Source organism: Corynebacterium sp. H113, assembly GCF_037572315.1.
In the GTDB taxonomy this organism is placed as follows: domain Bacteria; phylum Actinomycetota; class Actinomycetes; order Mycobacteriales; family Mycobacteriaceae; genus Corynebacterium.
Genome location: NZ_JBBHKZ010000002.1, coordinates 1,055,710 through 1,069,095 on the forward strand (window position 1 = coordinate 1,055,710; position 13,386 = coordinate 1,069,095).

Annotated in this window: 13 protein-coding genes; 10 read left to right on the top strand and 3 right to left on the bottom strand. The window is 56.2% G+C overall.

Going from position 1 to position 13,386, the window contains the following annotated elements; translation table 11 throughout:
- Positions 1–341 precede the first annotated feature (341 nt).
- From WG938_RS05970 to WG938_RS05995, 6 genes are all read left to right on the top strand, one after another.
- Positions 342–848 (top strand): Rv1476 family membrane protein, encoded by a 507-nt coding sequence (locus WG938_RS05970; protein WP_339978474.1) that lies wholly within the window; start codon positions 342–344, stop codon positions 846–848.
- Positions 849–1,398: 550 nt separating this feature from the next.
- Positions 1,399–3,150, top strand: coding sequence for a DIP1281 family NlpC/P60 protein (locus tag WG938_RS05975; RefSeq protein WP_339978476.1), 1,752 nt, complete (start codon positions 1,399–1,401; stop codon positions 3,148–3,150).
- Between the two features lie 23 nt (positions 3,151–3,173).
- On the top strand, positions 3,174–4,175 hold the full coding sequence (locus tag WG938_RS05980) for an AAA family ATPase (RefSeq protein ID WP_445228188.1): 1,002 nt from the start codon (positions 3,174–3,176) through the stop codon (positions 4,173–4,175).
- Complete coding sequence (locus WG938_RS05985) at positions 4,172–5,038, top strand: DUF58 domain-containing protein (protein WP_339978478.1); 867 nt, start codon at positions 4,172–4,174, stop codon at positions 5,036–5,038. Before WG938_RS05980 ends, WG938_RS05985 begins: the two co-directional genes overlap by 4 nt.
- Positions 5,038–6,018: a VWA domain-containing protein gene (locus WG938_RS05990; protein ID WP_339978480.1), complete on the top strand. Its 981-nt coding sequence runs from the start codon at positions 5,038–5,040 to the stop codon at positions 6,016–6,018. Before WG938_RS05985 ends, WG938_RS05990 begins: the two co-directional genes overlap by 1 nt.
- Before the next feature lie 46 nt (positions 6,019–6,064).
- A complete protein-coding gene (locus WG938_RS05995; protein WP_339978482.1) occupies positions 6,065–7,159 on the top strand; it encodes a ferrochelatase in 1,095 nt (364 codons plus the stop codon).
- Positions 7,160–7,199: 40 nt separating this feature from the next.
- Here WG938_RS05995 and WG938_RS06000 read toward each other — a convergent pair whose 3' ends face one another.
- Positions 7,200–8,075, bottom strand: a complete 876-nt coding sequence (locus tag WG938_RS06000) for a hypothetical protein (protein WP_339978484.1) — start codon at positions 8,073–8,075, stop codon at positions 7,200–7,202.
- Between the two features lie 100 nt (positions 8,076–8,175).
- Between WG938_RS06000 and WG938_RS06005 the strand changes: the two genes are divergently transcribed.
- From WG938_RS06005 to WG938_RS06020, 4 genes are all read left to right on the top strand, one after another.
- Complete coding sequence (locus WG938_RS06005) at positions 8,176–9,039, top strand: DUF3097 domain-containing protein (protein WP_339978486.1); 864 nt, start codon at positions 8,176–8,178, stop codon at positions 9,037–9,039.
- Positions 9,040–9,106: 67 nt separating this feature from the next.
- Positions 9,107–9,544, top strand: a complete 438-nt coding sequence (locus WG938_RS06010) for an NfeD family protein (RefSeq protein ID WP_339978488.1) — start codon at positions 9,107–9,109, stop codon at positions 9,542–9,544.
- A 4-nt stretch (positions 9,545–9,548) separates the two neighbouring features.
- Complete coding sequence (locus tag WG938_RS06015) at positions 9,549–10,907, top strand: SPFH domain-containing protein (protein WP_339978490.1); 1,359 nt, start codon at positions 9,549–9,551, stop codon at positions 10,905–10,907.
- 45 nt (positions 10,908–10,952) lie between these two features.
- Complete coding sequence (locus WG938_RS06020; protein WP_339978492.1) at positions 10,953–11,891, top strand: glutathione S-transferase family protein; 939 nt, start codon at positions 10,953–10,955, stop codon at positions 11,889–11,891.
- A 69-nt stretch (positions 11,892–11,960) separates the two neighbouring features.
- On the opposite strand, the gene WG938_RS06025 is transcribed toward WG938_RS06020, so the two are convergent.
- Positions 11,961–12,536 (bottom strand): helix-turn-helix transcriptional regulator, encoded by a 576-nt coding sequence (locus tag WG938_RS06025; protein ID WP_339978494.1) that lies wholly within the window; start codon positions 12,534–12,536, stop codon positions 11,961–11,963.
- A 10-nt stretch (positions 12,537–12,546) separates the two neighbouring features.
- Positions 12,547–13,305 (bottom strand): TVP38/TMEM64 family protein, encoded by a 759-nt coding sequence (locus WG938_RS06030; protein WP_339978496.1) that lies wholly within the window; start codon positions 13,303–13,305, stop codon positions 12,547–12,549.
- Between the last annotated feature and the right edge of the window lie 81 nt (positions 13,306–13,386).

Below are 13,386 nucleotides of genomic sequence, written 5' to 3' on the forward strand. Positions count from 1 at the left end.
CCAATTCTTTGCTCGGGTGAGTTGTGTACCGGCCAAAGGCCAAATGCACTCGAAAAACCTAAGGCCCCGCGTGCCAGCACATGGCGCGAAAGAGATCAGACAGTAATGCCCGGCTACTCTCAATCGTCCTATCCAACAGGATAACAGTACGAGCGTTATGTTGCATTTACCTTCTGGTGGCGCGCCGCATTAGGGGTACACCCGCAGATCACTAATCGGACACCGAGATGCCACGTTACGTTTGCTTTCCCGTGATCCCACACAGTCCGGCCACGCTTCCATCAATTTCCGTAGATCTTATGTAAACCTATGGAAATCAAGAGATATGCGAGGAGCGCACCATGCCAACCACTGCAGCACAGCAGTCGAATACTGAGGTATCCGTCTCGGACCTCAACTTCGACTCGGTTATGAGCGAACTCCACAAGGATCAGATATTCACTAGTAACCCACAACTAGAAGCTAGTCTCCGCGGACTTGTCGACGACGCCAATGGCCGAGGTATCGAGAACCTCAAAATTATCGCCATTGACATAGATCCACAGTCCGACGCACAACTCATGAACCTAGCCCGCCAGATCGTCGAGGCTGATGGCGGTACTGCGGTAGTGCGGTCTCCATCACTCGCCGCAGCGGCATCAGATGAATTTCCGCGCGCCGCGCTAGATCGGGCCCAGTACGCGATGGTCTCAACCGGATCGGAATACCCGGACGGACTTAACAAGTTTCTCACCGAGCTGACTGACTGGGTGATCCCATGGACTATCTACAGTCTGATCGTCGGCATTGCCATCGTGGCCATTTTCTCGACCCTCATTGTCCAGTGGTGGAAGCGTTCCCACGCCTAGTTCCAACTGAAACTCTGGATAACTCGCTCTTCTTTGGTAACAAATCCACCCTTAGTCAAGCGACATTCCTTGACGGGCGACAGTCTCGACTACCTGTTATCACGATCCAGTCACGACGACACGCGGACTTTCACCCTAAATGTGACACATCTCACAATATTCCTATGCCCCAGCAAAAGTGCAGGCCACGATAGATAACGAAATCGTCACAGCCAATGCATTGCATGAGAATTCTGTGACAACTGTTCTTTTAGTTGCATCTGTGCCGTAGCGTTTCCCATGATGCTTAGTGAGGAAGAAGCCTATTTGGCTGATTCTTTTCTAGTCATGATGCTTGACTCCTGTCACTCGCGTCGCAGACATGCACATCCAGGCAATGGGGAAGTTGCCTTCTCGGACAAAATGCATGTCGTTACGCAGACATGGGTGCATGACTGCGCTTTACGCTGTCGCCAACGAGGCGATCGTCGCAAGGCTCGGTTTCGTACGCATGTCATTGATAGTCAAGTGTCACCCCTTTACGATTTGCTGATTTAACCGAGGAGACCAGGTGGCACTGAGCCGGAATTCTTATGCGAAAGGCTGGACACGGCCTGTAGCAGGTGTCGTTGTCGCTGCATTCATCGCGACGAACGCACAGACCGCGTCTGCAACTCCGCAGCGTGTATCTGACGACACCATTGCACAGGCAGAAGGTGCCGCACGCGATGCCAACAATGTCTTGCAGACCCTGGTGTCCGACGTCTCGACACGAGAGCGTGCCGTAGCGGAGCTTGAGCTTCGCATGGGAACGCTTCGTGAGGACGTCAACAAGTCGATGGTTGACCTGGACCGTGCACGCAGCGATGCAGACAAGGCACGTAGCGCAGTTGACGATGCCCGCGCGGTTTTCAACTCGACGCGTAAGCAGCTTCGAGAAGCACAGCAAGAATTCGACAAGATAGCTCGGTCTGTCATGCGACAGGGCAATAACGGCAGCCCATCGCTGAATGGCGCTGAGGGTGTATCGGACGCTTTGAACCGTGCGGCTGCGCTTCGTCGTGAAGCTGATAAGCAGCGCGCGATCGTCGAACGCCTCGACCGTGCCCGCTCCAAGGATGCAAACGCTGAATCGGATCTTCGTGCGAAGAAGAATCGAGCCGAGCAGGCCGAGGACGTCGCAGCGAAGCATCAGACGGATGCTCAGACTGCTCTTGATGAGGCGACTGCTGCGTTGCAGACCGAACAGGCGGCGTACGACAAGGCTGTCTTTGACCGTGATTCTGCACAGGCAGCCCTGGATGCAGCTCGTAAGGCAGTTGAGGCACTAAATGCCGACAGCCCTGGTTGGAGTAATGACGCTGAACGTCGTAAGGCAGAGAACGAAGCAGCTCAGAAGGCAGCGGACTCCGCTGTTGAACAGGCCGAGCAAGATGGTACCGTGGGTTCCGGATCTACCTCTACTGATTCTGAATCTGCACACGAGTCGACCGGGTCGAACGGATCGAATGGTTCCACCAGCACTACTCAGGACGAGTCTGCTGAAGAGTCCGAAGAGTCGACATCTACGACCACAACGACTCCATCGACGACTACGCCGAAGTCTTCCGAGTCCGCACAGTCGACCGAGGAAGTAGAAACGTCTGATTCCACTGGTTCCTCCGACTCGGCAGCATCCACGGACAACGCAGAGCCAACGGATGCAGCGGAATCCACGGACGATGCAGACACCAGCTCCACCAATTCTGACTCGACGGATTCTGACTCGTCTGACTCCACGACGGATAACGCTGAGTCTTCTTCGGATAGCACCGAATCGACGGCCGGTACCACCACAGGCACGACCGTTCAGACCTCGACCCCAAGCAACCCAGAAGAGGGTTCCACCAGCTCCGGCTCTCGCGACCAGCAGATTGAACTGGTCATCTCTCGGGCCATGGCTCAGCTTGGTCAGCCATACGCCTGGGGTGGCGGTGACGCTAACGGCCCTACCAAGGGTATCCGCGATGGTGGCGTTGCAGACTCTCACGGTGACTACAACAAAATTGGCTTCGACTGCTCTGGCCTGACCCTGTACGCATATGCGGCAGTTGGTATTACGCTTCCGCACTACACGGGTTACCAGTACCAGAAGGGCACCCACTACCCAGTGTCACAGATGCAGCGTGGTGACCTGCTGTTCTGGGGACCGAACGGACACGGACATGTCGCCATCTACCTCGGTGATGGCACAATGATCGAAGCACCGCAGTCTGGTGATGTCGTGAAGATTTCTCCAGTCCGCTATAACGGAATGACACCAAACGTCGTTCGTTTGCTCTAATCACCGCCTAAAGGAGTTCTTCTGTGACCGTCAACGTCAATACCAACGCAACGGTTCCAGAATCTGCTCCAGATTTGCAGCGAGTACTGGCCGAAATGAGCCAGGTGGTCGTCGGACAAGAGCATCTCTGCCGCCAGTTGGTGGTTGCGATGCTGTCCGGCGGCCACGTTTTGCTTGAGGGCGTTCCGGGCGTTGCAAAGACGCTGGCAGTCTCAACATTTGCCACCGTTATCGGCGGTTCGTTCTCGCGAATCCAGTTCACTCCGGACTTAGTGCCGTCTGACATCGTCGGCACGCGTATTTTTCGGCAGGACACTGGCGAGTTCATCACTGAACCTGGTCCGGTGATGGCAAACGTTGTGCTTGCCGACGAAATCAACCGAGCACCAGCGAAAGTTCAATCTGCACTTCTCGAAGTCATGGCGGAGCACCAGGTGTCAATCGCCGGTGTAACCCGTAGTGTCCCAGAGCCATTCCTGGTGTTGGCAACGCAGAATCCGATTGAGAACCAAGGCGTGTATCCATTGCCGGAGGCACAGCGCGACCGTTTTCTCTTCAAAGTTCAGGTCGGTTATCCAACACCTGCGGAGGAACGCGAAATTGTCTATCGGATGGGGTCAACACCTCCGACTGCGCGACAGATTTTGACACCTGTTGTGGTTCGTGAGCTGCAGAAGAAGACTCGGGAAGTCTTTGTGCATCATTCTCTGATCGACTACGTTGTGGCGGTTGTCGAACTCACGCGTAATCCTTCGCGCGCAGAACTGACCGATGTTGGGCGTTGGCTCAGTTACGGTGCGTCGCCACGTGCGACACTCGGCACTATTGCTGCGGCTCGAGCCAATGCCGTGTTGAAGGGACGCGACTACGTAATCCCAGAGGACATCACCGAGGTGATTCCTGATGTCCTGCGCCACCGACTAGTTCTTTCTTACGAAGGCCTCGCCGATGGCATTACCCCTGAATACATTATTGATCAGGTGCTGTCTCGAGTTCGTTTGCCACAGGTATCCGGCCAGGCATGAGTGAGCAGCCAGCGCAGCAACCAGTTACCGAGGACCTGAGTAGGGTTCTCCGGTTTCTGGAGCTCACGGTCACTCGTCGCCTCGATGGTCTTCTGCGTGGTTCCTTTCCGTCTGCAGATCCAGGCCCTGGTACCGATCCTGATTCCGCCCGCGAGTACGTCGTTGGCGATGATATCCGGCGAATGGATTGGGCGGTCACTGCACGAACGGGCATTGCGCATGTTCGTGATCCAGAGGCGGAGCGCGAACTCGAATGCTGGGTGATCGCTGACTGCGCAGCGAGGCTGTCGACGGGTTCGGGTCCAACATCGAAGCGCCATCTCCTTACCGCCGCCACTGCGGCCGTTGCTTTGCTCAACGACGGGCCAGGCGACCGAACCGGGTTGATCGCTGATTCCACAGTCATACCGCCATCGGCCGGTCGAGCTCACTCCATGCGACTCGTGCAGGCTGTCGCCGTACATGAAGGTGGTGGAACGCTCGACTCGGATATCGCATCTATCGCCAACCGGGCCCCACGCGCAGGCCTCATCGTTGTCATTTCCGATTTCTTGGGCCCTATAAATTGGGCACAGGCCCTTCGCGTTGCAGGTGCACGTACCGAAGTGCTAGCTATCCGACTGGTTGACCCTGCGGATGAGGCATTGCCTGGGCATGGTCCCGTCGTCATGGCGGATGCAGAGACGGGTGAAGTTCTCGAAGTCACCATTGATGACAAGACCCGCGCCCGGTATGAACAGGCTGCAACCGAACATAAGATTGACGTGCTTACTGCGTTACGACGAGCACGTGCCCGAGTAATCACGCTGCGCACAGATAATGACTGGGTCGCTGACTTTGCCCGACAGATGGGAGAGCGCTGATGACTGCGTGGTTTGCGCATCCGTGGTGGTTGCTCGCGCTGGTAGTACCCGTGGTTTTCGGCGTTGGCTATGCGTGGGTGGTTCGCAAACGGAAGGAACGAGCGATTGCTTTCGGCAATTTCACCATCGTTGCGTCCGTCAGCGGTAGAGGTAATCCGTGGTTGAAACACCTCGGGCCAGTGTCAGCGCTTATAGCTTTGACACTGTTGGTGATTGCTATTGCGGGGCCCATTTCAGAGACGAAAGTGGCTCGTAATCGCGCTACAGTCATGCTGGTAGTGGATGTTTCATATTCAATGTCAGCCACAGATGTCAAGCCGGATAGATTGACCGCAGCGAAGGAAGCAGGTCGGGAGTTTATCGATTCACTGCCGGATGATCTGAACGTTGGACTCGTGACATTTTCAGGTCGAACGCAGACTCCTGTCACCCCGACAACTGATCATGAGACGGTGTCACGAGCGTTAGAAGGTGCCACCCTAGACTCAGCCACAGCAACCGGCGACGCTATCGCCGCGGCAACGAACGCGATTACTCAGTTTGGCGAGTCAATCAAAGGTACCGAAGGCGCACCACCTGCGACCGTCGTCATGCTGAGCGATGGAAAGCAGACAATTCCTACTGAACTCGACGACCCTCGTGGCGCGTACACCGCGGCAGACGAAGCTGCGAAGGCGGGCATTCCCGTCAATACGATTTCCTTTGGAACGCGGGAAGGTGAAATCACGGTCGACGGCGAAACGATACCTGTCCCGAATGATGATGACTCGCTGATGGAGATTGCACGTCGTACTGAAGGGGAGTTTTACGCTGCATCGTCGTTGGAACAGCTCCGCGATGTCTATAGCGAACTCACAGCTGACATCGGCTATGAACTCCGTCGCGCTGAGAACCCTCGGCCATGGCTGATCGCAGCGTTTGCTGTGCTTGCGTTATCAGCTGCGGGTTCGCTGTGGTCGGCTCGACGCGTTCCGGAGTAGGCACTCGTTTTCATTTCTCTTTCGTCTAACGGATATGCTCAACACCATGAATTCATCGGGTCATTGCGATTCACATGCAGATGCTGAGCACGTGCCATACGACGCATTATTGCTCCTGTCTTTCGGTGGTCCTGAGCAGGTCGAAGATGTTCGTCCGTTCCTCGAGAACGTGACCCGCGGTCGTGGTATTCCGCCAGAGCGTCTCGACGAAGTAGGCGAGCACTACTTCCATTTCGGTGGCAAATCCCCACTTAATGATTTGAACCGCGAGATCATTGCCAACGTCGAAGCAGAGTTGACCCGTCAGGGCATATCGATGCCTGTGTACTTCGGTAACCGCAACTGGCATCCGATGGTGAACGACACTGTTCGTGAAATGGCAGACGCTGGGGTACAGAACGCACTTGTTTTTGCAACGAGCGCATGGGCTGGCTACTCAGGGTGTCGCCAGTATCTGGAAGATATCGACGCTGCACGGGAAAGTCTCGGTGACGCAGCATTCCATATGGAAAAGCTCCGTGGTTTTCACGACCACCCATTGTTTATCGGAGAGTACGCGGCTGCAGTAGAGGCTGCATACGCAAAGTTGCCAGATGATCGTCGCTACCGAGCTCGCCTCGTCTTCACTGCTCATTCCATTCCTGTTTCTGCAGATAAGGCATCGGGTCCTGTAGCTGACGGCGGTTTCTTGTACTCGCGTCAGGTGAGGGAAGCGGCGGGGCTCGTCGCAAAGCAGGTTGGCGTGTCTGACTTCGATGTGGTCTGGCAATCCCGCTCCGGTCCGGCGCATGTGCCGTGGTTGGAACCGGACATCGTCGATCATGTTGAGGCATTGGTCGCGGACGGTTGCGATGCCGCGGTTGTGTGTCCGATTGGTTTTATCTCGGATCACATCGAAGTGGTGTGGGATCTCGATTCTGAATTGCAGGATGAGATGGCTCATCATGACATCGCGATCGAACGCGTAGCAACGCCAGGGCCGTCAAGGTCTTTTGCTGAAATGGTTGTGGAACTGATCAAGGAACGAACCGAAGGGGCTCCTGCCCGTAGATTGGGCACCGAGCCATTGCTCGGTGCCCAGTGCAACGGCACTTCGTGTGCAGCGAATTGCTGCACGCCCACGCGCCGGCCACAGCGCTAGTAACCCGCTCAGCGGTGGCTAGTGGTCAGCGAAACGCCAGCTAGAAGTCAGCCGCCCATTCTCGCACGGCGTAATCAACGGCTGCGATTCTGGCCATGCGAATGTTGCACCACAACGGAATGAGCTGCGGATCGAACGTTGCCGAACCGACGCCTGATTCCGCGCCTTGGGCAACGGTCACAATGGAGGCCACTTTGTCTGCCCGAGCAATGAGCGATGCTGCCCGCCGTGGCACCGCATCAGGAATGTGGGCAAGGTCAAAGTGATCATCCAGCATGCCAACCATGAGCTGGGGATCGGGGGTCGACGAACCACGAATCCCCCGTGCAGAAACTGCTGAAGCACCTGGATTCATCGCTGCAATCGTGGCTGCGGTCTGGCGGGTCGCTTCCGCCAGCATGTAGTCAGCCTCACCAATTCCCAGGTGATGTGGCTGCGGCAGCAATTCATCCGTAGAAAACCACTGCCACGGTTTCCCCCCATGAGCTGGAACAATGATGTGTGACCACTCTGGCTCGGCATCCTTGACGACGATCGCGGCTCCCGCAGCAGCCGCCTCGCGTGCCACCTCCAAGCCGGCAGGCAACATTGGGGGATCTCCCGCACCGGACAAGATGAGGCGTACCGGTGGCTCAGTTTCGCGCGACCATTCCGAGCCATCTGTGACCGCACGAATCAACCGCAGGAAGTCTGCACGGCCAAGGCCTGAATCCGCATCGAGAACATCGGGGATTGTCGCATCCGTGAGCTCGAAGCCGACGCTGGGACCGTCGTCAAGCAAAGCGCCTGGTCCGCCGAGGCGTCCGAGGGCATCGTAAACGAAGTCATATCCCTCGTGACCAGTAACCCAGGCACCAAGCCATAGCGCGAGGTGCTGAGTTGGAGTCCAAACTTCGTGGATGACTGTACGTTTCATAACGCTCACACTGTAGCCGATGGGTGCGCGGGATTTGATAAGTGTGCAGGGCAAAGGGCGACATCGAGTGACGCCTTGTTGCTGCTAATCTAGTGCCACCATGAGCTACCGACATTCTTCTCGCGATCCATATGCAGGACAAGACATTTTCGCAGGTGCGAAGGGGCATCAGCGCCGCCAACGGCCGGTAGTGCCAGAAGTGCCTGCGGACAATGGGTTGGTCGTTGAAGAAATCCTCGATGGTTATGTCGGTGCCATTATTGGTTGCGAGCGCACGCCGGACGGAGAGTTTGTGCGCCTCGAAGATCGCCACGGCAAGAACAAATTGTTCAAAATGCGCCCTGGCGGTTTTCTTATCGACGGGTCCCCAGTTACGCTCACCCGCCCGGCACCCAAGAAGGTCGATCCGCGGACGGTGCGATCGGCTTCTGGTTCCCGCAAGGTGGAGAACGTGCAGGCACGAGTTGCGCTGCCAAGCCGAATCTGGGTGGAGGGCATCCATGACGCGGCCATTGTCGAGCGAGTTTGGGGGCACGACCTGCGGGTAGAAGGCGTCGTCGTCGAACACTTGGAAGGACTGGACAACTTGGGAGAGAAGCTCGCAGAGTTCCAGCCTGGGCCTAAGCGTCGGGTTGGTGTGCTGGCCGACCACCTCGTCGATGGTTCCAAGGAGACGAAGATGACCCAACGAGTAGGAGAGAACGTGATGGTAACTGGGCATCCCTACATCGATATTTGGCAAGCCGTGAAGCCAGCTTCGGTGGGGATCAGGGAGTGGCCGAGTGTTCCCTATGGGGAAGATTGGAAAACTGGGGTGTGCCAGAGGCTTGGTTGGGGAGATCCGACCGACGGATGGCGTCGCGTGTACTCGTCGGTGAATAGTTTCCGTGATTTAGAGCCATCGCTTATCGGGGCAGTTGAGCGTCTCGTCGACTTTGTTACAGAACCTCACCTGGACTTCTAGTTATCGCAAATAGTTAATACGGATTACTCTTCGTTCGGAAATCCGTGAATGAATGTAGCCTGAGGGCGTGGCTTCATTAATTTGGTTCGGACTGAGTTTGCTGTTTGTATTCGCTGAACTTCTTGTCGGCGATTTGTCCATGCTCATGTTGGGCGGTGGTGCGCTAGCAGCTGCTGGCGTTTCCCTAGCCGATACTCCGGTATGGGTTGACATCATCGTGTTCGTTGTCAGCACTGCAGGTCTGATGGGCGCGGTTCGCCCGGTCTTGCGTCGCAAGATGACAGCAAACGACCATTCGCATGAGGTCGAGTCTTCGCCAAAGTCACTTCCAGGAAAATCGGCGATGGTCGTCGAAAAGATCACAGCCGACTCCGGATTGATCCGGCTGTCGGGCGATTTGTGGACTGCCCGCCCCATTGACCCGGGCATCACTATCGATCCTGGTACGCGTGTCACGGTCATCAATATCGACGGCAATACCGCCGTCGTAGATAAGGAGGTGTGAACCAGTGGGTCCTACCATAGTTATCATCGCGTTTCTGGTTCTCTTCATTGTTCTCGTAGCCAAGACAATTGTTCTGATTCCACAGGGTGAAGCTGCAGTTATCGAACGACTCGGACGCTACACCCGCACAGTGTCCGGTGGCATTAGCTTCGTCATCCCCATCATCGACAGGGTTCGTGAAAAGGTAGATACGCGTGAACGTATGGTTACGTTCCCTCCACAGGCTGTGATCACGGAGGACAACCTGACGGTCGCAATCGACACGGTGGTGACATTCCAGGTCAACGATCCAGCGCGCGCCATTTACGGTATTGCCGACTACATTTTTGGTATTGAGCAGATTACAACTGCCACACTTCGCGACGTCGTCGGTGGTCTTACTCTTGAAGAGACGCTGACGTCGCGTGACTACATCAACCGCCGTCTTCGTGGCGAGTTGGACGAGGCAACTGCGAAGTGGGGTCTGCGCATTGCCCGCGTCGAGCTGAAGGCAATTGAACCACCTCCATCTATTCAGCAGTCGATGGAAAAGCAGATGAAGGCTGACCGCGAAAAGCGCGCCATGATTCTGACGGCAGAGGGTACTCGCGAGGCAGATATTAAGACCGCTGAGGGGCGCAAGCAGGCTCAGATTCTCGCCGCCGAAGGTAACAAGCACGCTGCTATTTTGGCTGCTGAAGCTGAGCGCCAGGCGACGATGTTGCGCGCCGAAGGTGAGCGAGCTGCTAAGTACTTGCAGGCGCAGGGCGAAGCGCGTGCAATTCAGAAGGTCAATGCTGCAGTCAAGGCTTCCCAGCTGACTCCAGAGTTGCTTGCCTGGCAGTACTTGGAGAAGCTTCCAGAGCTTGCCAACAAGGACGGAAATACTGTCTGGATGGTGCCAGCGCAGTTCGGCGATTCCCTCGAGGCGTTTGCCCGCGCATTCGGCAAGATGGATGCCGATGGCGTTTTCCGTTACGAGCCACCGGCTGTGTCCGAGTCTGATCGCCGTGAAGTTGCGGAAGGCAAGGATGACGATTGGTTTGATATGTCGACCAACCCTGAGATTGCAAAGGCCGTGGCGGCGGCAAACGAGGTCGCTAATCGCCCAGTAGCTGACCCGATGGCTGAAGCCCAGTCGAAGCGGAAGTCCGTAAAGGACAAGGAATCACTGGAGGATATGCCAGAACTACCAGCTCAGGCGCCATTCCAGCCACCTGCAGCACCTCAGGCCGGGGCACACGCAGCAGGAGCTCAAACGGCACCATCTGCACCATCTGCACAGCCAGTGGAGTCGCAGCCAGTTCAGCCGCGTCACGCGCAGCAAGCGCCAGCCGAGCAATCTAAGCCTTTCCAACCCCCTCAGGACGAGAATCGCTGGTAGTAGCAACCCTTGCCCGTTGTGGACATGTCAACTATCATTGTTGACATGGACACAACTTCTAAAGCACACACCACGCCAGGCACGTACGTCGAGAAGGATCGCGAGTTCACTCGCGATATGCGGTACATAACCGATAGCATCCCTGTTGTTCCGGGACACTATCGGCTTATTGCTGCCAAGGCCTGCCCGTGGGCTCACCGTTCAATCATTATTCGACAACTACTGGGTCTTGATTCCGTGATTTCCTTGGGTCTTGCTGGCCCTATCCATGATCCTCGGTCGTGGACTTTCGACTTGGATCCCGGCGGCAAGGATCCAGTACTCGGCATTGAGCGATTGCAAGAGGCTTACTTCAAACGATTCCCGTCCTACGAGCGCGGGATTACAGTACCTGCGATCGTCGATACGCAGACCGGGGAAGTAGTCACCAATGATTTCGACTACATCACCCGTGCGTTCTCGTTTGAATGGGCTGAACACCACAAAGAGGGTGCGCCAAACTTGTGGCCAGAAGAGACGCGCGATGAGATGGAATCGGTCATGCAGCGCATCTTTACCGAGGTCAACAATGGGGTGTACCGCTGTGGATTCGCGGGTAGTCAGGATGCGTACAACTCCGCATACGACCGACTCTTTACCGCATTGGATTGGCTCGAAGAACGCTTGGCTTCACGACGCTACCTGATGGGCAACTCCATCACCGAGGCAGATATTCGACTGTTCACCACTCTAGTGCGCTTCGACGCTGTCTATCACGGCCACTTCAAGTGCAATCGAAACAAGCTCTCAGAGATGGAGCACCTGGGCGCGTATGCCCGCGACCTGTACCAAACGCCTGGCTTCGGAGAGACAGTCGACTTCGACCAGATCAAGGCACACTATTACGTCGTGCACGCCGACATCAATCCGACGCAGATTATTCCAGCAGGACCAGACAATTCCTGGTGGCTGACGGAGCATGGACGAGAAAAACTATCGTCCTAGTCGCTACAGCACAAAAGTGGCGCCGAGGTGACGAAACCCGGTGCAGGACGGCCAACTGATGCCGCGTTCCTATAGTTCGTTTGCGCGTTCCAGCAGGTGTACGGCCAAAGACCAACCAGCTTCCTCCGCATGCCAACCAGCAGCTTGCAGACGCTGGTTGATAGCCTGCTTCGAGACACCGAGCTCTTCCGCAACTTCGACCTGCGTCCAGCCCGCGCGAACGAGGCTGGTTGCTTCACGACCTTCGGGGGATCGTCGCGAAATAACGTGGTGCAGCAGAGTGAATGCCGCTGAGATGTCATCACCGAATGGCTTGCCTGCAGGGTCATTAGTACGCACTCGGACCTTGACAGTTCCAGCGCGACCGCCTTTACCTAGCACACTTTGTGCTGCTGAAGTCGCACTGTCTGCCGTCTTTGCACGGGGACAGACTCCAATGCCCATTGCCCAGTCACCTGCAGCCAATAGTGCGAGAACCAACGTTGTCGTTGCTACTGCGGTTTCAGGCGTTGCCTGCAGTTCCTCAACACCAACAACAGAAACATCGCCGACGTTCTCCAGCGATGACAAGGCTTCTGCAGAAGCGCGCACATGATCTGCACGACGACGCGAACGTCCACGGTACCGAGCAAACACTGCATACATACTCGACAGTCTAGTTGTTAGCCTTGACGCGTTCGACCACTGGCATGCGCGAGTCGACAATTAATCCGGCAATTCCCACAAGAACAAAGAACACCGTCACTACCACTAGCCATGGGTTCATGCCTTCGGTGAGGGCGTCGCCAAGCAAAACCACCGCGATGGTGCCGGGCGCAGAGCCAACGACCGTCGCCAGGGCGAACGGCCAGAATCTGATCGATGATAAGGCGCAAGCATAGTTAAGCACTGAAAATGGGACGCCCGCGATCATCCGCAGCGATAGCACAGCTAGCCATCCGCGCTGTTCAAGGTGGTAATCAAGTTCTAAGAAGCGTCGGTGCCGGATATGCTCGCGAATCCAATCGCGCCCCAACCACCGAACGACACTAAGCGAAAGGGCAGCCGATACACCCGTTGCGACGATTGCAATGAGTATTCCCAAGGCCGGACCGAAAAGAAGCCCAGCCGACAAGGTAAAGACAGTACGGGGAATAGGAAACTGAGTGAGGCCGATGTAGGCAGCAAAAAAGACGATGGGGAACCAGTTACCCGTTTCATCTGCCCAGCGCCGAATATCCGAGACGGCTGGCACATCAATGAAGATGACAACAGCTACTGCAGCACACGCCAAGATGACGAGCAGCACACGCCGAAAAATCGCATGTGGGCGACTCTTCTCCTGACCTACTGGAGCGGTTTTCTGCTGCCTCACAGAACCCTGTAAATCGTGTCCGGCGACACGATCCGGCGACCACTGTTCGCTGTCTTTCACCCGTTTGAGGTTACTTGCGGAACACCAGAAAACGACTGACCTGCGTACTCGGGGGTGTCGAACCCCGGGTCAACCAACCTG